This is a genomic window from Acidianus manzaensis, assembly GCF_002116695.1.
Taxonomy (GTDB): Archaea; Thermoproteota; Thermoprotei_A; order Sulfolobales; family Sulfolobaceae; genus Acidianus; species Acidianus manzaensis.
Genome location: NZ_CP020477.1, coordinates 37544 through 60209, shown reverse-complemented (window position 1 = coordinate 60209; position 22666 = coordinate 37544). Strand labels below are relative to the sequence as shown.

The 22666-nt window shown below is 31.9% G+C and carries 5 protein-coding genes and 4 CRISPR repeat arrays (1 of these 9 only partly in view); of the genes, 4 read left to right on the top strand and 1 reads right to left on the bottom strand.

From position 1 onward, the window contains the following. Window positions 1-459 precede the first annotated feature (459 nt). Window positions 460-2481: direct repeats of the CRISPR family, unit length 25 nt; unit sequence CTTTCAATTCCCTACAGGATTAATC. Window positions 2482-2622: 141 nt separating this feature from the next. Then, window positions 2623-6915: direct repeats of the CRISPR family, unit length 25 nt; unit sequence CTTTCAATTCCCTACAGGATTAATC. Between the two features lie 2998 nt (window positions 6916-9913). The 4 genes from cas1 (at window position 9914) to cas4a (ending at window position 19869) form a co-directional block, all read left to right on the top strand. Next, window positions 9914-10822 (top strand): CRISPR-associated endonuclease Cas1, encoded by a 909-nt coding sequence (gene cas1 / locus B6F84_RS00105; RefSeq protein WP_148690332.1) that lies wholly within the window; start codon window positions 9914-9916, stop codon window positions 10820-10822. Next, complete coding sequence (gene cas2 / locus B6F84_RS00100; RefSeq protein WP_187152765.1) at window positions 10822-11115, top strand: CRISPR-associated endonuclease Cas2; 294 nt, start codon at window positions 10822-10824, stop codon at window positions 11113-11115. The genes cas1 and cas2 overlap by 1 nt, the downstream gene beginning before the upstream one ends. 597 nt (window positions 11116-11712) lie before the next feature. Beyond that, a CRISPR array of direct repeats spans window positions 11713-15860; the repeat unit is 25 nt; unit sequence CTTTCAATTCCATAATGGATTAATC. Window positions 15861-17698: 1838 nt separating this feature from the next. Further along, on the top strand, window positions 17699-18259 hold the full coding sequence (cas4, locus tag B6F84_RS00095) for a CRISPR-associated protein Cas4 (protein ID WP_148690330.1): 561 nt from the start codon (window positions 17699-17701) through the stop codon (window positions 18257-18259). Window positions 18260-18996: 737 nt separating this feature from the next. After that, window positions 18997-19869, top strand: coding sequence for a type I-A CRISPR-associated protein Cas4/Csa1 (cas4a, locus tag B6F84_RS00090; protein WP_148690329.1), 873 nt, complete (start codon window positions 18997-18999; stop codon window positions 19867-19869). Between the two features lie 314 nt (window positions 19870-20183). Here cas4a and crn1 read toward each other — a convergent pair whose 3' ends face one another. After that, entirely contained in the window at window positions 20184-20714 is a 531-nt protein-coding gene (gene crn1, locus B6F84_RS00085) for a CRISPR-associated ring nuclease Crn1 (RefSeq protein ID WP_148690328.1), read from the bottom strand. Between the two features lie 1014 nt (window positions 20715-21728). Continuing rightward, a CRISPR array of direct repeats spans window positions 21729-22666; the repeat unit is 25 nt; unit sequence GATTAATCCATTATGGAATTGAAAG (it continues 4969 nt past the right edge of the window).

The window sequence follows — 22666 nt, the reverse complement described above, 5'->3', positions numbered from 1 at the left end:
TAGCTTTCTCTAAATCAGACAGTCGTTAATTAGTGTGTACCATTTGAATATTTCATGTAGATTCCTAGTCTGTGGATTATCTGAAAATGGAGGTTCTTCTCTTAATCAGAACTATCCATAAAATAAGCGTTAAGTTTTCAAATGATACACATACTAGCTAATTCCTTTAATTTTTCCGATAGTTTCCCTTCACATCCACTAATATTTGAATATATGTTGATTCAAAGAATAACTCTGATTAAGAGAATAGTGTTAATTTGAATACTCCACAAACTAGTCGTTAATTAGCGTTATTGAAATCCTATACACTAGTAGTGAAGGATTTGAATTCATCGAATTCCGTCAATTTTCTGTCAGCGTAAATTATTTGATCTGACTGAGAAAGACCTTATTTTCCTTTCAATTTGTTGTGAGATTAATCAGTTACAAGCAAGCTAGCATTTGGCAAATGGTAGATGGCTTTCAATTCCCTACAGGATTAATCATTAAAGATAATTCAATTTTTTTACAAATTGCATTCAAACTTTCAATTCCCTACAGGATTAATCTCCATATATTTAATTGCTTTATCAATAAACGAATTATATACTTTCAATTCCCTACAGGATTAATCATAGAATACTCTATTTCATGATATTCCTTTGCATATCTTACTTTCAATTCCCTACAGGATTAATCAAGATTGATCTTATTTAAGAATTATGAGACTCTTGAAGGCTTTCAATTCCCTACAGGATTAATCACAACAATTATTGTTAGACAAATATCATTTTCATAAAATCTTTCAATTCCCTACAGGATTAATCGGGTATTACAATTTATAAATTACTGGAAAAATATAATGTAGCTTTCAATTCCCTATAAGATTAATCAATTCTTTTACTGTCAGTTGCATTAAAGTGGATAACAAAACTTTCAATTCCCTACAGGATTAATCTTGTTTTTGCGTATACACTTAGGGCTAATGTGAACTATAACTTTCAATTCCCTACAGGATTAATCCTATTACGGTAGAAGAGTGAAGTTCAATGATGATATGGCTTTCAATTCCCTACAGGATTAATCTCACTAAATGAGAGCTTATTTTATAAGGTGGTAAGCCTGCTTTCAATTCCCTACAGGATTAATCAAATTGGAATACTTATCAAATTCATATTTTCATTTTGTACTTTCAATTCCCTACAGGATTAATCTTTTTGATTTTGAGTATATTTTTAATCAGTATTATTGTACTTTCAATTCCCTACAGGATTAATCATTTCTCTCACCATCTATTTCCAACTAACGCCATCTAAGTGCTTTCAATTCCCTACAGGATTAATCAAGCTCTTAATTTGTTCCCCGTTAGGAAGTTACGTTCTGTCCTTTCAATTCCCTACAGGATTAATCTTGAACTAAAGCTTTTAAATATATTTCAATCATAATTAACTTTCAATTCCCTACAGGATTAATCGGTGACAATATGATATATGAAGGATTATTAAAAATAGACTTTCAATTCCCTACAGGATTAATCGCTTTAGAGATACTAAAATCAGAATCTAAATATAGCAAAACTTTCAATTCCCTACAGGATTAATCAGATGAACAGAGTAGAAATAAAAGCAAAAGAGGGTGACTTTCAATTCCCTACAGGATTAATCTTTCATTAACACGTATTTTAATCAGGACGTTGAAGCTTTCAATTCCCTACAGGATTAATCTGATACTTATAGAACGGAAATATTAGATGGCGTTCAAATCTTTCAATTCCCTACAGGATTAATCATTATTAATAATAAGCAAAGCTGGTGAGAATAGTCCTATACTTTCAATTCCCTACAGGATTAATCTCTGCTTATTACCTTAACAATATGAATTAACATTGACCAACTTTCAATTCCCTACAGGATTAATCAAACTAACTTTGTTTTATAAAAGACTTTAGGATCTCTTCTTTCAATTCCCTACAGGATTAATCCAGGATTTTGGGCTAATGGATGGTTTCCTGATGTAGCTTCAAGCTTTCAATTCCCTACAGGATTAATCGGGTTGATAGCCCCCAACCCAAATGATCACGCACGGGTTTCCTTTCAATTCCCTACAGGATTAATCTTTACCTATAAATATGTATAGTACATTATTACTAGCAACTTTCAATTCCCTACAGGATTAATCCTATTTGTCTAGCCGTGGCGGATCCTTCGAACTGAATGGACTCTTTCAATTCCCTACAGGATTAATCAAATAGGGGGTGAAAAGAAAATGAAAACACAAAAAAACTTTCAATTCCCTACAGGATTAATCTTGGGGGAACGGCAGTGATACTATAGACATAAATTATATCTTTCAATTCCCTACAGGATTAATCAAATAAATAAGAAAGAAGAAAAACCTATACTAGTAGTAAGCTTTCAATTCCCTACAGGATTAATCTTTCTCTGACTGACTGACAATAAGATGAGAGTTGATAAAGACTTTCAATTCCCTACAGGATTAATCGAGTGCTGACATTTCTTATACCTAACATTTAGTTTGTGGATTATCTGAAAATTGAGGTTCTTCTCTTAATCAGAACTGTTCATAAAATAAGCGTTAAGTTTTCAAATGATACACACACTACCTAACATTCCATTTATTTCAACTTTCAATTCCCTACAGGATTAATCAAGGAAAGATTGAGGAGGATGAGTTAAATGAGTGAAAACTTTCAATTCCCTACAGGATTAATCGCTATGGTAAGTTTGGTCAGCACAAAAAAGAGAAGAATAAATCCTTTCAATTCCCTACAGGATTAATCACCAAATCAATATATTGCAAATACAAGTAGCGGAGAACACTTTCAATTCCCTACAGGATTAATCAAGGGTGAAACTAAGTTCAAACAATGGCAAAGACAACACTTTCAATTCCCTACAGGATTAATCATTTTCGGGTCATAAAAATATCTATTTTTAAGTATGTTATCTACTTTCAATTCCCTACAGGATTAATCGTCATTAATTTGTACTTAGCTTTGAGAAAATCTAAAAGGTCTTTCAATTCCCTACAGGATTAATCCAAATATCATGATGAGAATCCAAAATTGAAGTTGATTGTCTTTCAATTCCCTACAGGATTAATCTTGAAATTACTTAATGTTAAAGTACTATTGACTGGTATACTTTCAATTCCCTACAGGATTAATCTCATCTCTTATAGGTGGCATAGGACGTTTCTTACATCCTCCGCTTTCAATTCCCTACAGGATTAATCTACATTTAAATATTCTGATTAATCAAGTCGAAAATATATCTTTCAATTCCCTACAGGATTAATCAAAGTCTAGAAAATGTTTTAAAAAAATGTGGGTATTCTATCTTTCAATTCCCTACAGGATTAATCTTAAAAGGTCAGATAGAAGAATTCCTATATGAAACAGAAACTTTCAATTCCCTACAAGATTAATCTTTTCTCGAAAATATTAATGGAATACAGTTGAACAAGATCTTTCAATTCCCTACAGGATTAATCGCAAGGATGCTGATATATGTAATGAATCAAAATATGGAATCTTTCAATTCCCTACAGGATTAATCAAGTTACTTTAAGTGGTATACAAAGTGTAAACATTACTAACTTTCAATTCCCTACAGGATTAATCGGAAAATGGTTGAATTTGAGACAAATAAAAAGGCAGAAAACTTTCAATTCCCTACAGGATTAATCCTTCTTGCAATTCGTAAATTAGTCTATCGCCAGGGTATTGCCTTTCAATTCCCTACAGGATTAATCCCACTAAGAGTTTACCTAAGATTATAAGTAGTTTAGCTTTCAATTCCCTACAGGATTAATCATGAATTGGACACTTCTCTCAAAAAGTATGAATTTTATCTCACTTTCAATTCCCTACAGGATTAATCTTTAATTCGATTAGCATAAAACTCATAAATGTCTTTATCTTTCAATTCCCTACAGGATTAATCATCAAGAGTTGGTGAAAAGAAATGAAGAAAACAGAAAGGGCTTTCAATTCCCTACAGGATTAATCGAAATTCCCGTTTTTGCCAAGTAATAACATTTTTTCGTTACTTTCAATTCCCTACAGGATTAATCTCTTCTAGATTCTAACAAATCGCAGTCAATGTAATTCTTTCAATTCCCTACAGGATTAATCAGATAAACAATTTTACTTTGTTTGTTTTTAATATATTCATCTTTCAATTCCCTACAGGATTAATCATGATCAAGCAGATAGTTCATTGATAGCTGATATACTGTACTTTCAATTCCCTACAGGATTAATCTATTCCTCACCATTCGCCACAGTACAATCAAACTGAATACTTTCAATTCCCTACAGGATTAATCCAGAAAATTATCTTATCCACTACAAAAATGGTTTACTACTTTCAATTCCCTACAGGATTAATCTTCATTTTTAAAGGATGATAAGACATGGCAAGTAAAACCTTTCAATTCCCTACAGGATTAATCACTGGGGAGAGTACATAATTATATGTTCTAACTTAGAAAACTTTCAATTCCCTACAGGATTAATCATAATATAGCTTTAAAGTCTCTGTCTACTGCCGAAGCTACTCTTTCAATTCCCTACAGGATTAATCATATAAAAAGCTGTCAAGTCGTTCACGAAATTGAAGTTAACTTTCAATTCCCTACAGGATTAATCCAGGTTTTCTTAGACCTGCTCTAACTGTATCCCAATAAAGTTGGCTTTCAATTCCCTACAGGATTAATCAAAGATGATTGTTACTGCTCGCGTTAGTGCTCCTCTTTATGACTTTCAATTCCCTACAGGATTAATCAAGAACTTAGTTTATTCTGATGATTTAATTGATTTAATCTTTCAATTCCCTACAGGATTAATCATCAAAGCAGTCTTCTTCGATGATGATGTGATGTCAAACTTTCAATTCCCTACAGGATTAATCAACCATGGAGAGATGTATGTTCTTTTTATAGTAGAAGTTAACTTTCAATTCCCTACAGGATTAATCATGTATTTGTTACGCCGTACTGACTCATAATTGTTTCTAATCTTTCAATTCCCTACAGGATTAATCGAAGCATATAATGCAATTTTAAATAATGTAGCACTATCACTTTCAATTCCCTACAGGATTAATCTTGAGTGTGAGGATATCTATTACAAGAAAGTTTGGGAGGACTTTCAATTCCCTACAGGATTAATCATCAAAAAACATTAACAGGTACTTCCGTTGGTGTATTCCTTTCAATTCCCTACAGGATTAATCAAAAGCTTATTTGAAGATTTTTAAAGAACATATAAAAAGCTTTCAATTCCCTACAGGATTAATCGGGATTGAGGAGCCTGATCTCCAACTAGAGAACATAAAACTTTCAATTCCCTACAGGATTAATCTAATTGGTTAACCCGTGATGATATAAATACTGTTGTCTTTCAATTCCCTACAGGATTAATCTTAATAATTGAATTGATTGCTGCTTGAGTTGTTGCAGTATTCTTTCAATTCCCTACAGGATTAATCAGAAATTGACATACTACCTGAAGCTGGAATTATATTACCCTTTCAATTCCCTACAGGATTAATCCCCCAAATATATCTCTCCAAGAAGTTATAATAAATCTTTCAATTCCCTACAGGATTAATCTGGCAGAAAAATGGCTAAGAAAAATGAGAATGCCTAATCTTTCAATTCCCTACAGGATTAATCAGATTTATTTTCTTTCGATTCTCCTTCTTTACTTTCTGCTTTCTTTCAATTCCCTACAGGATTAATCCTGTGAAAATATTTGGGATGCGGGGGAAGGCAGTCTGTCCACTTTCAATTCCCTACAGGATTAATCAAGATGAAGAGAACAGTGAGGAAGCTGAGGACATAAGTACTTTCAATTCCCTACAGGATTAATCATGAAGATGAAGGAACTGTCAACACTTTTATCTCAAGCAGCTTTCAATTCCCTACAGGATTAATCTCATATCGTAAACTGATCAATTCCATCGAGCTTAAGGCACACTTTCAATTCCCTACAGGATTAATCATAACTTTCTGTGTTGATAACCGTTGGGAAGAAGTCCTTTCAATTCCCTACAGGATTAATCAGAACCTTTCCCTCTTCCAGCCTCTTTATTAAAGAGACTACTTTCAATTCCCTACAGGATTAATCTACAACCGTAAAAGGTGGTTTTTACAGTATCGATAACTACAACTTTCAATTCCCTACAGGATTAATCTAAAAATAAATTGTTGAATTATTGTATCTTACGAATCCTTTCAATTCCCTACAGGATTAATCAAATCCTTTCACTCAAAACTAATCGGGGTGGGAAAATGGCCTTTCAATTCCCTACAGGATTAATCATTTTGAAGTATGCAAAAGTTACGAATGAGAATACTCTGCTTTCAATTCCCTACAGGATTAATCTATCAAGTTATAGTTCCAGAGTTTGTATTCGGTAATTTAGCCTTTCAATTCCCTACAGGATTAATCCAAAGTGTAAAACTAGAAAGAAAGATTTAAATACTTGTGCTCTTTCAATTCCCTACAGGATTAATCACCGTAGCACAGCTCTCCGCTAGGTTCAATCTTATTTTGATCTTTCAATTCCCTACAGGATTAATCAAAGACAAAGAGGGAAAAATATAAACGTAGACTAAAAAAGACTTTCAATTCCCTACAGGATTAATCGTACAAGCCGTTTTCTAGATTTGGATGCCAATCGAAGTCTGCTTTCAATTCCCTACAGGATTAATCAATAAGGTACGTAGAACCCAATCCTCCATGCGTTTTTATGAACTTTCAATTCCCTACAGGATTAATCACTATCAAAAGTCTTGGTGGAGCATCGGAAGTTTATGCTTTCAATTCCCTACAGGATTAATCGAACGAGAGTATGCAAGTCCGATGTTCAAGGAAATTATAACTTTCAATTCCCTACAGGATTAATCTGTTGGTTTTATATATCACCTATCTTAGTTTTTTCTTTCTTTGTTTATAAGTTTACGTGTTTTCCTTAGTTTTAGTTGCGACCAACTTCTCTAGTATTTACTTTGACGTTTTTTGGTCGCATGGTCTTTTTCGCAAATTGAAAGAAAAATTTAGTTTTTAAATGTAAGTTTTCTCTGATGATTTCGTTTCGGTCGTATTGAGACTCGAACTCTTACGCTTTTAATCTCTAAATGAAATTCGAAAATATCCTTTCCTGAAATCGTATTCTCTCTTCATAAATTCGTTAGATTTTCTTAAAAACTTTATTTCTGATGATCTACTCTTCTGTTTTTTGTTTATTTTTAGGTTTTTCTGTGTTTTTAATCTCTCTTATAAATAGGAGTTTTCACGTAGAAAAAACTACGTCGTAAATTTGAACACTTTTTATTTCTTATTTTTGTAATCTAACTATATATTAATTTTATATCTTTATAATCTCTTAGAAATAAAAAAGAAGAAAACAGAAATATATGTAAATATTGATAACTATTTATTGCTTTCGTAGCTTTAGGTTTTTACTTGGTTGAAAGTATGGGGGCTGTTAGGATGAGTCCGAAAAAATAGTATGTGATACGAAAAATAAATATATAATACAAAAAAATGTAAAAAATATACACAAAAAGTTAATTCACGTAAATATGCCAATACTGACGCTAATATTAATTTAGGGTTATTAAAGATATATAGAGGATTATATAAGCTATAATTGTCGTATTATTCGTTGATTTTCATGACTGCGATCCAATTCACTTAATGTGCTATTTAGTGCTTACGGTTTTTAAGAGATAGTTGTTTTAGGGAATAAAAAACAAATCTTGAAAGTTCTCGATATATGTTTTTAAGAGATAGTTGTTTTAGGTGCTGCGAAAGCTATTGAATAATTCTATTTTTTATTTAGTTTGCGGAGCATCTAAGAATTAACGCTATTAGGAATATTCATAGAATTATCGTCTAGTTTCCAAATAACTATTTTCAATTGTGGTACACTCTCAGTTAATGAATCGCCTAGTTTTCAAACTGCACCTTTCTCTGTGTATTTCAATCTTAATTTCTTTCTCTTCAGAGGATGCTAACTTTGATGCTATTTTTCTCGAAAATTTCACGTACAGTTCCTTTCTCTTCAAAAGATGCTAAAACAACACATTAATTTGTTCTGTACCCGGGGTTTTTCATTTGACGTGAATAAAGGCTAAAATGAAAAATGACGCCTGATTTGCTCTGTACTATTTTAACATTTTACGTTAATTTTACGACAATCTTATAAAAAACCATAATAACTGCAACCAACGAGAAATACACTTTAGGAAAAAAGAATAAGGGATAAGAAAAACCATAATAATAAATACAACCCCCTCATCCATCAGAATTACGACAACCTTATCAGAAAAAAACTTCTTTCTATACTTCGAGTAAATGTTATTCCGTAAAGTTTTCCTACAAGTCAAAGATTTGCGTTAACATTAACTGTATAGTAAATGTTATTCCGTAAAGTTTTCTGAGCAAATTGAAAAACTTCTTTCTATACTTTGATACAATTAGATCATTTCTTAAACAATCCAGAAATAGGAAAAACTGTTTTTCTAGATACTCTTCGTAAACGGGCAAGTGATGAAGTATAAGTTTGCCCATTAGACCATTATTTTCTAGACACTCTTTGCAAACTATTGTAATTTTTCTGACTGCTATCATTGTCCTATCTGAATTCTTTGTGCTATTTCTACGAATGTTTCTATTTAGAGAAGAGTAATTTTCAGATCTTCACAACCTAACTGCTTGGTTCCGAATTAACTACTGTTCCCTCAGAAGTAAATGAGATCTTCACAAATTAACTGTTTGGATAAAAAGAAATTTTCCTGCTATTCATTATTCATGTATACAAGAACAAAATGTCCTGATTGCTAAATTACTTGGACTGTTGATGAGCCCTAAAAATTAGTATGCAATACGATAAAAATTAAACGTAAAAACGTATACACAAAAGTTAGTTAACGTAAATACGCTACTGACATAATATTTAATTAGCGTTTATTTAGTGTGTACCATTTGAGCACTTCACACCGATTCTAAGAGCAGTTCTAGTTAATAGAACCCAGGCTATTGAAGACATGACCAAGCGTTTTGATACGAAAGAGCTTCTAGTTAATAGAACCCTTAATTTTTGAATATTCCACAAAACTAACGCTTATTGTAAGATACGTAGAAGATTTCGAAGTACAGTTTAAACTCTTTTTCGATTTTTACCTATACATTATTGGATAGCCTAGCTCATTCAACTTAAAGTTTAAAAACTCTTTTTCGATTTTCACGACTTCGATCACTAAAAATCTTGTGCAAAACGTTGCTCTAAAATTTTCATGACTTATCTTCATGACTTCAATCCAACGCACTTTATTCAGGTTTATTTCAGATAAATGATCTAATTGTATCAAAGTATAGAAAGAAGTTTTCAACTACTATTTGTTATAGTTTGTGGATTATCTGTAAATTAAGGATTCTCTTTATAAGGGTCACTCATAGAATTATCGTCACGTCTTCAGATACACACTAAATTTTGTTATATATTAATGGATTGGATGCTTCAAGGAAAAAATCTTCTTTATAAGTCTATATCTATAAAGTGCCAAGGGTTCTGTGCTAATAGACTGTACATCATCTGAAAATTGAGGCTATTCTCTAATTAGGACTATTCGTTAAATCAGAATAAAGTCTTCAAATAGTACCAAGCGTGGCGATTTTAACTGTGAATGTACAAATAATTGAATAAAGTCTTCAAATAGTACGCACACTATATCTAATTAGATTGACGAGAATTGAAAAAATTAAAAAAGTATAAAAATACGCACTATATCTGATTAGATTGACATGACTCATTCAGATTTATTTCAAAAACTATTTAATTTTTCTAATCGCCTGCCTTGTAAAGTTTAAGTTTATAAACTTATCTTATAAATATTAGGTATGACTAAATCGAATAATAATAAGAAGATTGTTTTTGTCAAAGACTGGGGAGCTTATTTAAGGGTTAAGAACGGTTTAATTACCTGTTATTTAAATAAGGAGGAAAAGTGGTCTGTTTCCCCTTTTGAAATTTCCTCTATAGTAGTTTTAACTAACTGTTTAGTATCTTCGGAGGTTATACGTCTGGCAGGAGAGTTTGGCATTGACCTCGTCTTTTTTAAAGGCATCAAGCCTGTTTCAAAGATTATCCCCGTAAATTACGGCGGTTCTTTTAACGTATGGGTCCATCAGCTAATAGCTTGGAAGAAGAGAAAGGTTGAATTTGCCAAGCAGTTCATTTACGGTAAACTTCACAATCAGTGGATCACTTTAAGATATTATGAAAGGAAGTACGGTATCTCTCTTTCCTCCGAAAACATTTATCAGCTTTCCAGGGACGTTTTAACTGAGAGCAGTATAGAAGGAGTAATGCAAAAGGAGGCTGAAGGTGCTAGATGGTATTGGAAAGGAATTAAGAATTTACTTCCCAAAGAACTGAAATTTAAAGGCAGGAGGAAAAGAGGAGAAGCCAAGGATCTGTTCAACGTCTCTTTGAACATAGGTTACAGTATGCTGAGCAGAGTAGTTTACTCAGCCATTATCTCCGCTGGACTAAACCCCTACTGGGGATTTCTTCACAAAATGAGGTCTGGTAGACCCTCTTTAGTCTTCGACCTAATGGAGGAATTCAGATCTCCATTTGTAGACAGAAAACTTTTAGGAATAGCCAGAGAAGATCCTAAAAGCTTAGAGGACAAAAAGACTGTATATGGAATAAAATTTGAAGAAGAAGAAATATATACTCAAGCTAGAAAATTAGCTAACGCAGTGCTGACTGGAGAAGAATATAAACCATTTTTATCGAAGTGATCACCTTGTTTTACGTTATATTTTACGACATCACTGAAGATAATGTAAGAAACAAAATTTCAGACTACTTGAAGAAAAAAGGATTAACCAGAGTACAATACAGCGTATTCATAGGAGACCTAAATTCCTCCAGAGTAAAAGAAATAGAAGCAGGGTTAAGACTAATAAAAAGAAAAGAAAAAAGCAACGGAAGATTCAGCATACTAATCGTTCCAGTAACCGAAACACAGTTCAAACAGAGAATAGTGATAAGCAACGAAGTCGAAGAGAAAAACGAAGACATAATATGGTAAATTGAAAACAGACTGTGAAAGTCTGAAAACCTGGGTGTCTCTGATACAGATGCTTACAAGATAAGGTGAAGCGATTAATTGCAAATGTTCAAAATTCTTTGTTGAATTCTAAAATATGAAAGAGTTAATTAGTGTGTGTACTATTTGAATCTTTACGTTGGTTATACGATTATTCTGATAAGGAGAATAGCCTTAATTTCCAGATAATCCACAAACTAAGAGTAAAGTAATCTTGCACCCTCAGTAATTTATATGAATCAATTGGACGAAAAGATATTTATCGTAACCTTGTTCTATTTCTTTCAATTAGATTTTGATTAATATAGCCACCTTCTTTCTTCCTTTTTTAATTCTTCGATTTCTGACTTAGTTAATCTATTCAATGGAGAAAGTGAAGTGGACTTTATTGCAAATAATATTTCTGACTTAGTTAATCTATTCTAGTAAAGCCTTTGATGTTGGAAAATCAAAGGAACTAAGATCTCTGAGCTGTTAATTTGTTCTCAGAATTTTTCCCACATATAGTAAAGATTTTTCCTTTCAATTCTTTATTAGATTGATAACGAATAACAAGCATACTCATGATGAGACTTATTTCTTTCAATTCCATAGTGGATTATTCCTTTGTCTTACTTTTTGATTGTGAACCTTGATTATTTTCAGTCTCTTTCCATTCCATAGTGGATTAATCTCAATTTTAGAATGAAACTTTACCAGATACTCTCAAAAATATTTCCATTCCATAGTAGATTAATCAAGCTTATTGCTTTTATTTATTGAAATGTACCGCCTACTTTCCATTCCATAATGGATTAATCGTAAAGGTGGATATTATTCACGTCAAGAGTTCATTACCTTTCAATTCCATAGTGGATTAATCAGGAGACACAAAAACATTTATTCACGAGAAGATAATAAAATACAACTTTCAATTCCATAGTGGATTAATCATGATCAATATCTCTATAAAGGAAAAATTGAGCTCTTGATCTTTCAATTCCATAGTGGATTAATCACAGTACAGCAAATTAGAAAATGTATGGTTGACTGATCCCTTTCAATTCCATACTGGATTAATCAACCCTTTTTTCTCATTTATCCCGCCATGGCGAGAATCATCTTTCAATTCCATAATGGATTAATCTGGAAAATTATATAATAAACTTCAAAATGAAAAATTATCACTTTCAATTCCATAATGGATTAATCAAGGTAAAGTTGGTGCTAATGTGTTTTTTATGATACTAACTTTCAATTCCATAATGGATTAATCACAAAAATTTGATTATTCCAAACAAAATAAGTACATTGCATCTTTCAATTCCATAATGGATTAATCAGAATAGAATTACATGATTTAGTATTAAAAAATCTTGCTAACTTTCAATTCCATAATGGATTAATCAAATATCTAATCTTAGCAGGAAAAGAAATATTTGGAACCTTTCAATTCCATAATGGATTAATCAATCGTAGTTTCTTCTACCATTTGTTTATCTTTAACATTCTTTCAATTCCATAATGGATTAATCTCGCATAATGGTAAATTATGTCCGATCTAATAGATTTTTACTTTCAATTCCATAATGGATTAATCTTTTCTTTAACAAATTCATTGAAGTTATTAACTTTCAATTCCATAATGGATTAATCTGATCAAGACAGTTTTCATATATTTTTATAACACTTTTTAAAACTTTCAATTCCATAATGGATTAATCCCGAAAGGAGAACTGATATTACGCTATATAGATACAAACTTTCAATTCCATAATGGATTAATCAGTAATATTTCTCAACCTCACTCCATGCCTCATTTCTATCCTTTCAATTCCATAATGGATTAATCAGAAACATAGTATAGAAACTAAAGAAGCAATCTATGATATCTTTCAATTCCATAATGGATTAATCCTGATACATCAAAATTAACAGAAGAGATAGCTAAAGATGCTTTCAATTCCATAATGGATTAATCCAATAAATGATCTCGCAACTGCAATCGCACTTGAGGAAGACTTTCAATTCCATAATGGATTAATCAAAAAGTTAATCCGATATCTAAAGATTTACTTGATAAGATCTTTCAATTCCATAATGGATTAATCTTATAAATGATTATATAATGCCTGGAATATCGTCTGTAACTCTTTCAATTCCATAATGGATTAATCGAAATAAAAAATTGCAGAGTTTGGGCCGATTTGAGTGTTCTTTCAATTCCATAATGGATTAATCTAGATTTTTTCTTTTCCGTAATCTAAAGTGATGACTTTTCTTTCAATTCCATAATGGATTAATCATGACAGAGCAAAAAACTTGGGATAAGGGAATTGATTTCTTTCAATTCCATAATGGATTAATCTTGCAGAGTTTATGTTTGGTTTGGCCCCATTTGGAAGTTTCTTTCAATTCCATAATGGATTAATCCCTAGTAAATAGTAAATATCTCCGAAGGCGTCGCCGAAACTTTCAATTCCATAATGGATTAATCATGTCACAAAATGGGAGAGAGCATCGCTGCAATTATAACTTTCAATTCCATAATGGATTAATCCATCTTGTGGACTACATGGGGGAGTTTGGCTTCTTTCACACCTTTCAATTCCATAATGGATTAATCATCGTCATCGCTAAGTAACATATGTATATCACATGTAAACTTTCAATTCCATAATGGATTAATCAAACCTAAGACACAAGAAGAACCTAAACAAGAAGAAATAACTTTCAATTCCATAATGGATTAATCATTTTCATCAAAAGACCAAGAAAAACTGAATGTAAAACTCTTTCAATTCCATAATGGATTAATCATATCCACATAAAGGTTTGGAATGGGGCATTGATTATTCTTTCAATTCCATAATGGATTAATCCCGTTTCAAAATGTATTCGGAACCGTCCGTCTTTTAATCTTTCAATTCCATAATGGATTAATCATGAAAGAAATTTTATAAGTAGGTAGTAGCAAGCAAGTTCTTTCAATTCCATAATGGATTAATCTTTTCGCCTTCACAATGAGTAGACGGGATCTACTCAAGTACTTTCAATTCCATAATGGATTAATCAATAGAGAGTGGGGGAGAGTATGGGCTAATTTTTTCGGCATTGCTTTCAATTCCATAATGGATTAATCCTATCCCGCGAGTTAAAAAAAACATTTTTAATTTAACTATCTTTCAATTCCATAATGGATTAATCGAACCAATACGGATAATGATCATCTTTTGTAACAATAATTGCCTTTCAATTCCATAATGGATTAATCGTGAAAATTGTAAGTCTTGTGGAGTTTTAGGAAATTTACCTTTCAATTCCATAATGGATTAATCTTAAGGTATAATGTCTCACAACTATTCTCACAACTTTTCACTTTCAATTCCATAATGGATTAATCAATCCTTCAGTTTTAGACGCTGTTACTAACATTATCACACTTTCAATTCCATAATGGATTAATCCTTTTAGAAAATTTAGAAATTAAGAAAACTATTCAAATCTTTCAATTCCATAATGGATTAATCCTCCTCTCAATCCTCTCAACCTAAACCACAATTGCACTTTCAATTCCATAATGGATTAATCATACCATTCCCCCACTTCGGGGCTAATGGTTTGTAGTAACTTTCAATTCCATAATGGATTAATCTCTCGTCAATAATACTCTCTTTGATGTTGGGTAAGATAACTTTCAATTCCATAATGGATTAATCCTTGTGGGTGAATGAAATGAAAGGAAGGCAGAAATTAACTTTCAATTCCATAATGGATTAATCAGGTTGTATACGATATTTTGTACATGTAGTGGTTACCAACTTTCAATTCCATAATGGATTAATCATAATGCTATCAATCCCGCTTGATATAGAGACATGATAGCATCTTTCAATTCCATAATGGATTAATCATAGTTCAACAGATGCAACAGATGTTGAACGTAACGAACTTTCAATTCCATAATGGATTAATCGTTAGTGATATAGAAAATATTACTGGAGGGAAGATAGACTTTCAATTCCATAATGGATTAATCATGTAATACTGCAACAATATGGCGAACAACTAGAGAGGTATACTTTCAATTCCATAATGGATTAATCTACCTACAATACTTCCCGCCCGGAAAATTCACGCTTTTCGCTTTCAATTCCATAATGGATTAATCCGGGTCTCGTAGATCAGTATGCTGGAGCAATAGCGGTAATACTTTCAATTCCATAATGGATTAATCTGAAAAGATAATATGCCCTAATCGTCTCCTCGTTGTTTATCCTTTCAATTCCATAATGGATTAATCCCTTGAAATTAAGGAGCGGGTCAGAAGCTCTGACAACTTTCAATTCCATAATGGATTAATCTTCCAATGTTTCTGTCCATTCAACTGCCCTGGTGGTGTACTTTCAATTCCATAATGGATTAATCAGAAATTAGGAATTCCAGATAATCAAATTAAATCTATTCTCTTTCAATTCCATAATGGATTAATCTGGTTAAGAAAGAACGATTGTTATAGTCTTTATGATAACTTTCAATTCCATAATGGATTAATCTTTGAAGAAGGAACAGGAAAGAGTGAATACAATAACAATCTTTCAATTCCATAATGGATTAATCAGAACATTTATAATAATGCTTCGGCGTATGAGGAAATAGCTTTCAATTCCATAATGGATTAATCAAAAGTGACAACTAAAGAGGGCAGTTACTACATACTACTCTTTCAATTCCATAATGGATTAATCTGTTGGTTTTATATATCACCTATGTTAGTTTTCTCTTTCTTTGTTTATAAGTTTACGTGTTTTCCTTAGTTTTAGTTGCGACCGAATTCTCTAGTATTTACTTTTGCGTTTTTTGGTCGCATGGTCTTTTTCGCAAATTGAAAGTAGATTTTGGTTTTTAAATGTAAGTTTCCTCTCATGATTTCGTTTTGGTCGCATTGAGACTCGAACTTTCACATTTTTAATCTCTAAATGAAATTCGAAAATCACCTTTTCTAAGACAGTACTTTTTCTTCATAAATTCGTTAGATCCTCTTAAAAACTATATTATTCAAGATCATCTCTTCTGTTTTTTGTTTATTTTTAGGTTTTTCTGTATTTTTATTCTCTCTTATAAATAGGCGTTTTTACGTAGAAAAAGCTACGACGTAAATTTAAACGCTTTTTATCATTAAATGAAGGCTTGTCCTCTACAATTACTGTAATAACAAATTTCTTAAAAATGTTACAAAAATATTTTATCTAATAGTAGAAAATACAATTTCCGGGAATTTTTAATGGAACCTCTCTATATTTTCTGGGACTGTTGGGATGAGTCCTAAAAATTAGTATGTAATACGAGAAAAATAAAAACATAGTGAAATTATGTAGACAAAAAGTCAGTTCGCATAAAAATGATAATGTTAACTAATCAGAAATTATATGAATTGTTTCAGAAATATTTCAGTTCACGTAAATACTGAATTGATAGTGGATTCGCATTGATTAATCCAAGAGTAGCATAAAGAGTAAAATTCAATGGTATATTCATAGTGGATTCGCATTGATTAATCCAGTATAGTAATGTTAACAAATTGTAGAGTACACGATTGAGAATGGACAAATAAATTAATCCAGTATAGTATGTTAACGAAACTTGAGGAAGTAGAAGATAAAATGGACGATGATGAAAATTAATCCAGTATAGTATGTTAACACTAATATTAATTTAGGATTATTAAAGGTACATAGAGGATTATGTAAGCTAAAATTTTGCTCGTGTTATTTGTCGATTTTGATGACTTCAATCTAATACGCCTTATTTTCTTTGCTTATTGAAAAAGATTGTATATTCTAGTGTTTATACTGTTTGAATATTTTACGTTGATTCGAGGTAAGAGAATTATCAAAACTAATCGATATACATTACATAGTTTGATTACTTTACGTTGATTCAACTAAAGGTTCTAATTGAGATAAAACCTCAATTTCTAAGTTCTAAATATTAACAACTGTGTTTCGAATTTTCTGAAAATCTCGTTCTTCAATTATTTCATAGCATTATAAAGCGAAAGAAAGAGGGAAAGAGAACGTGGTTCTTCATTTATTGATGTAAATATCTCACTAATTGCGAAAGAAAGAGGGAAAGAGAACCACATTCTTGATTTTTCAATTATTTCATAATATTACAGAATACTATGGAGGCGATCTTAATTCTGCAATACATCACAAACTCCCACTACAACCTCACCGATCCCGTATCAAGAGGCGATCTTAAGTCTGCAATAGATCTATGCTCTTGATTTTTCAATTATTTCATATTATTACAGAAAAAGAGAGATAAACGACCCAACCAAGATTAGGTTTTTTCAACTATTTGATATCATTGCTATAACGTTTATTTGTGAAGGATAATTCTGCGTTGAGCATGAAGTTATGTTTATTGATCTTTTCGAAGATATTGATGTCGAATGGGTAAATCTTAATTATACACGACTTAATGTTTATTTTGTCCCTAAAAGGCTTAAATCATACTTGGCATCATGTATAATAATATGACGTAATGTTTATTTTGTCCTTTTTTATTTCTCTTTTATTATATGATTTCTGGTGTTGTGGTTAAGCATTTTTTATACTGTCCTGCTATTGTTAGAATTACTGAGCTTGGTTTTGAGGAGAGGGTTACTGATAGTATGATGGAGGGGGAGGAGGTTGATAAGGAGACTGTTGGTAATTTTTTGTTTGGTGTTTTGAAGGCTAAGGAGCTTATTAGGAAACCTGTGTATAAATATAAGGATTTAGTTGGTTCCCCTGATTTTGTTTTGGGTTTTTCCTACTATTATTCTCCTTTGGATGTAAAGTATACTAATCAAGTTCATATGGATCATAAGGCTCAGGTCTTATTTTATGCATTTATTATGGAAAAATTGGGTTTTAATGTTAAGCAGGCTATTCTTTATTATATTCCTGTAAAGAAATTGGTGAAAATAAATTACACTAATTATGAGAGGGAATATGTTGAGAGAATATTGAGGAATATTGTTAAAGCTAAGAAGGGTTTTCTTAAAGTAAGACAGCCTGTTAGGAAGTGTGCTAACTGTGGGTATTTTCAGTTTTGTAAGCCTAAGAGGGTCGGAAATTTCTATGAAAGAGAATTTTAATGAATTGCTGTAGAGATTACTATACTCTACCCTATCCTTACTCTAGTATCATGCAATTTGCAAATTGTGGTAGAAACTACTGTCGAAGATTAGAATACTCTGTCGATGTTTACAATTTCATCAAATTCTTCTAAATCTTTTATTTGTCGAAGATTAGAATACTCTGTCGATCTATTTCTTTGCCTAAATGTTCGTCCGCAAAAGCTCTGTCGAAGGTTAGAATACTCTGTCCATGGAGTGTGGGATATCTGAAAATTGAGGCAATTCTATTAGTTTGTGTATCATTTGAAAACTTAACGCTTATTTTACGACTGTCTTATTGAGAGAAGAACCTCAATTTTCAGATAATCCACAAACTACAATTCTATAAATCAGAATTCGTAGAATAAGCGTTAAGTAATCCTGACTCTAATTAAATAATCCAGTATGGAATTGAAATGAAGGCTTCATCATGCGTTAAGTAATCCTTGGCTCTGAGGGTTCTCTTTCTTCCCAGACCTTGGGGGGGTAGTAGAATAAGCGTTAAGTAATCGAATGGTACACAATAAATTCCTTCAGAGTATTTATTTGGATATTTATTACGAGTATCTAGTTTATGGATTATCTGAAAATTAAGGCCATTCTCCTTATCAGAATAGTTAGTAGAACTAACGTAAAGATTTAAATGGTACACACACTAAGGAAGTTAGACTGAAATGAAAAATAAAGAATATTAAAGTGGTTTAACTATATATTACGTGTTCTTTACAATTTCGGACGTAATGCTACTCTCCAAAAGAATAAAATCTACTCCTAGGCTTATTTCTGAAGAACTTAGGGGATGGAACTGGAACGAACCTCCAATTTATCCATCATCTAACACTCTACTTAACGTATCAGACTTAACAAATGGTTTTTGTCAAACTCAAAGGTACGTATACCTAAAGTATAAAGGAAATAAGGTAGAAGTCAAGCCTGGATTAGGAAGCGTTATTCATCAAACCTACGCTGAGGCTATACAAACCCTGAAAAAGTTAATTTACGAGAACGAAAACATAGACGGAAACAGAATAAAAACATTAATGTCAGATATTTTCTACGATTTCTCAAAAAATATGACTTACGTTGAGACTTCAAAAATACTATGGGACTACATCACCGACATTTACGCAGCTGAAGTGAACAAAGTAAGAGGAAAACTCTACCTTACAAGGGACTCAATGGTATCTTTGGTAATACCCTTTTACGTGGAATTCCCAATAGACGGTTCAGCCATAGGGTTACAGCAGGCAATAAGAGCAGACGCCTTCATACCTTCTATACAATTAATAGCAGAAATGAAGACTGGAAAATTTAGACATGCTCACGAGTTAGCTTTAGCAGGATATTCCTTAGCTTACGAAAGTCAATACGAAATTCCAATGGACTTCGGATACCTATGCTACGTAAACGTAGATGACGGAAAAGTAATGAATAACTGCAGGCTGATCCCGATCAACGACTCGCTAAGAACAGAGTTTCTCGAAGAAAGAGACAAAGCACTAGAAAGCATAGACAAAAACGTAGATCCAGGTTTACCTAAAAAATGCGACAATGAATGTCCATTCCTCAGTCTATGTAAAAGTAGCTAAAAATTAAATATAGAAATGTAACCCAGCGTAATGTAGCAGAAAATCGATGTAATCCTTTTATTGTATCATTTTAGAAAATGATTACGCAATCTATCCATAAGGTACAGTTTATGTAATCCTTTTATTGTATCATTTGAATACTTTGCGATTATTTTGCGATTGTCTGATTAGGAAAATAAACTTAATTCTTAGATAATCCACAAACCAGAACTAACGTAAACTATTCAAATACACACGAGAAGAAAAACTCTCTGAACCTCTAATCTGTAAACTTAATGAGAAAACCTCGATTACCTCAGTTATACCTTCTTATCCTAAAAGAACAATATTGTTTTAGAGTTTTTAGATATTAAACTACAGAAATAATTTGTACAATCCTCCTTTCCTTTAACCGACATAGCCAATCTCTTTAACTCATTAAACTTTTCGTTCATTTCTATGTAATCCTTCTGGTCAATTATTGTAGAAACCAGATGAGCTCCAGCCTCTCTAGCAGCTAGCACTGCAGCACTCGATATAGCCTTCCTACCTCCAGTGAAATCCAAATAATCCCCAGCCTTCAGCATATTCCTCACATTATCCCTAACGTATATGAAATCCTGAGGAGAAGAAACGTCATTAAAAGGTAAAACAAATTCTTTTAATTCTCCAAAATTAATACAACAAAGAAAAATAGCCTTTAAAAACGCATAAGAATACTCAGTGTCCTTAGTCCTAACAATAATTATCTCATCAAAACTAACCCTTTTTGGCTCATACTTAGAAACATAATTACCAGTAGACAAATTAATCACAGTCTCAGCAATACCTCCAGGCGTCATTCCTAGAGTACAAACTAACTTCATGCCCATCTGCCTTGCAAAGCACAGTCTACGTGTTCATCTATTTTTATTTGAATTATACATGGTATTAAAGATTTTCCAGTTCTATTCTAGTTTGTGTATCATTTGTAATTGATCATCACGAAGATAATGTGAAATATTTGGTTCTATTCTAGTTTGTGTATCATTTGAAAACTTAACGCTTATTTTACGACTGTCTTATTGAGAGAAGAACCTCAATTTTCAGATAATCCACAAACTAGTTCTATTCAATCCTTACATGAATATCTCTTTCTTCCTAGTAGTTGGATCTATAGCTACAAGAATAGGAGATCATTATATGAATATCTCTTTCTTCCTTCTCCCTTCCTTATCTCTTCTTTCATTCAATCCTTACATGAATATTATCTGGAATGTCTCCTCTCAATCTAGCTATTATTGCTCAGTTCTATTCAATCCTTACACGAGAAACAACTACTCATTACGTATAGATAGGTTCCATTAAAAATTCCTCGAAATTATATTTTTTACTATTAGATAAAATATTTTTGTAACATTTTTAAGAAATTTGTTATTACACTAATTGTCTAGGGCAAGCTTTCATTTAACGATAAAAAGTGTTTAAATTTACGACGTAGTCTTTTCTACGTAGAAACGCCTATTTATAAGAGAGATTAAAAACACAGAAAAACCTAAAAATAAACAAAAAACAGAAAAGATGACGATTAGCAATAAAGTTTTTAAGAGAATCTAACGAATTTATGAAGAAAAAGTACTGTCTTAGAAAAGGTGATTTTCGAATTTCATTTAGAGATTAAAAGCGTAAGAGTTCGAGTCTCAATGCGACCGAAACGAAATCATCAGAGAAAACTTACATTTAAAAACCAATTTTTTCTTTCAATTCATGAAAAAGACCATGCGACCAAAAAACGTCAAAGTAAATACTAGAGAAGTCGGTCGCAACTAAAACTAAGGAAAACACGTAAACTTATAAACAAAGAAAGAAAAAACTAAGATAGGTGATATATAAAACCAACAGATTAATCCATTATGGAATTGAAAGACAGAATCTGGGAACGGAGATGTTGCAATACAACAAGCAGATTAATCCATTATGGAATTGAAAGTACCATCTTCCAGATGTCCTACCAATATATCATGACGCTGATTAATCCATTATGGAATTGAAAGAACGTAATATGTGCCTCTAATAATTTTTCTAATTCCTCGATTAATCCATTATGGAATTGAAAGGAAGATGAGTTTTGGGATTTAGTAGACTGCTTAAAGCAAGATTAATCCATTATGGAATTGAAAGACAAAATTCTTAATCTTTTGAGCTATTTCTTTTGCAGTTATGATTAATCCATTATGGAATTGAAAGTTAACAATTTCTTTCAAGATAGTGATTTTTTCAGGTCCCTCGATTAATCCATTATGGAATTGAAAGGTAAATCAGGAAGAGAATGCCTCCGGAGATTTTGATGTCGATTAATCCATTATGGAATTGAAAGTACATATCATGGATGGAAATAATATGTCCACACTTCAAATGATTAATCCATTATGGAATTGAAAGTATATATATATATTGGTGGAAAAAATGATAGGTCCAATCATAATTGGATTAATCCATTATGGAATTGAAAGTCATTTGTCCTTTCAATAATAGTGAAGATATTTCATGGTGATTAATCCATTATGGAATTGAAAGTACTGGTTGGATTGACGGATCTGCTACGATAAGAAATACCTGATTAATCCATTATGGAATTGAAAGTGTCTCTACTTCACAAGCTAACCAGCCGAATATATTAGAGATTAATCCATTATGGAATTGAAAGCGATATTGTACGTACCCCTATTCTTTGCCACAACTAACACCGTGATTAATCCATTATGGAATTGAAAGTCTTCTCTATTTCTCTTTCAGCTTTGTTTCCTCTTTCTTGATTAATCCATTATGGAATTGAAAG

What these genes read in the sequence shown, in the direction of transcription:
- cas1 (WP_148690332.1), top strand. Translation starts at nt 9,914, where the DNA reads ATGACTAAATCGAATAATAATAAGAAGATTGTTTTTGTCAAAGACTGG.
- cas4 (WP_148690330.1), top strand. Translation starts at nt 17,699, where the DNA reads ATGATTTCTGGTGTTGTGGTTAAGCATTTTTTATACTGTCCTGCTATT.
- crn1 (WP_148690328.1), bottom strand. Translation starts at nt 20,714, where the DNA reads ATGAAGTTAGTTTGTACTCTAGGAATGACGCCTGGAGGTATTGCTGAG.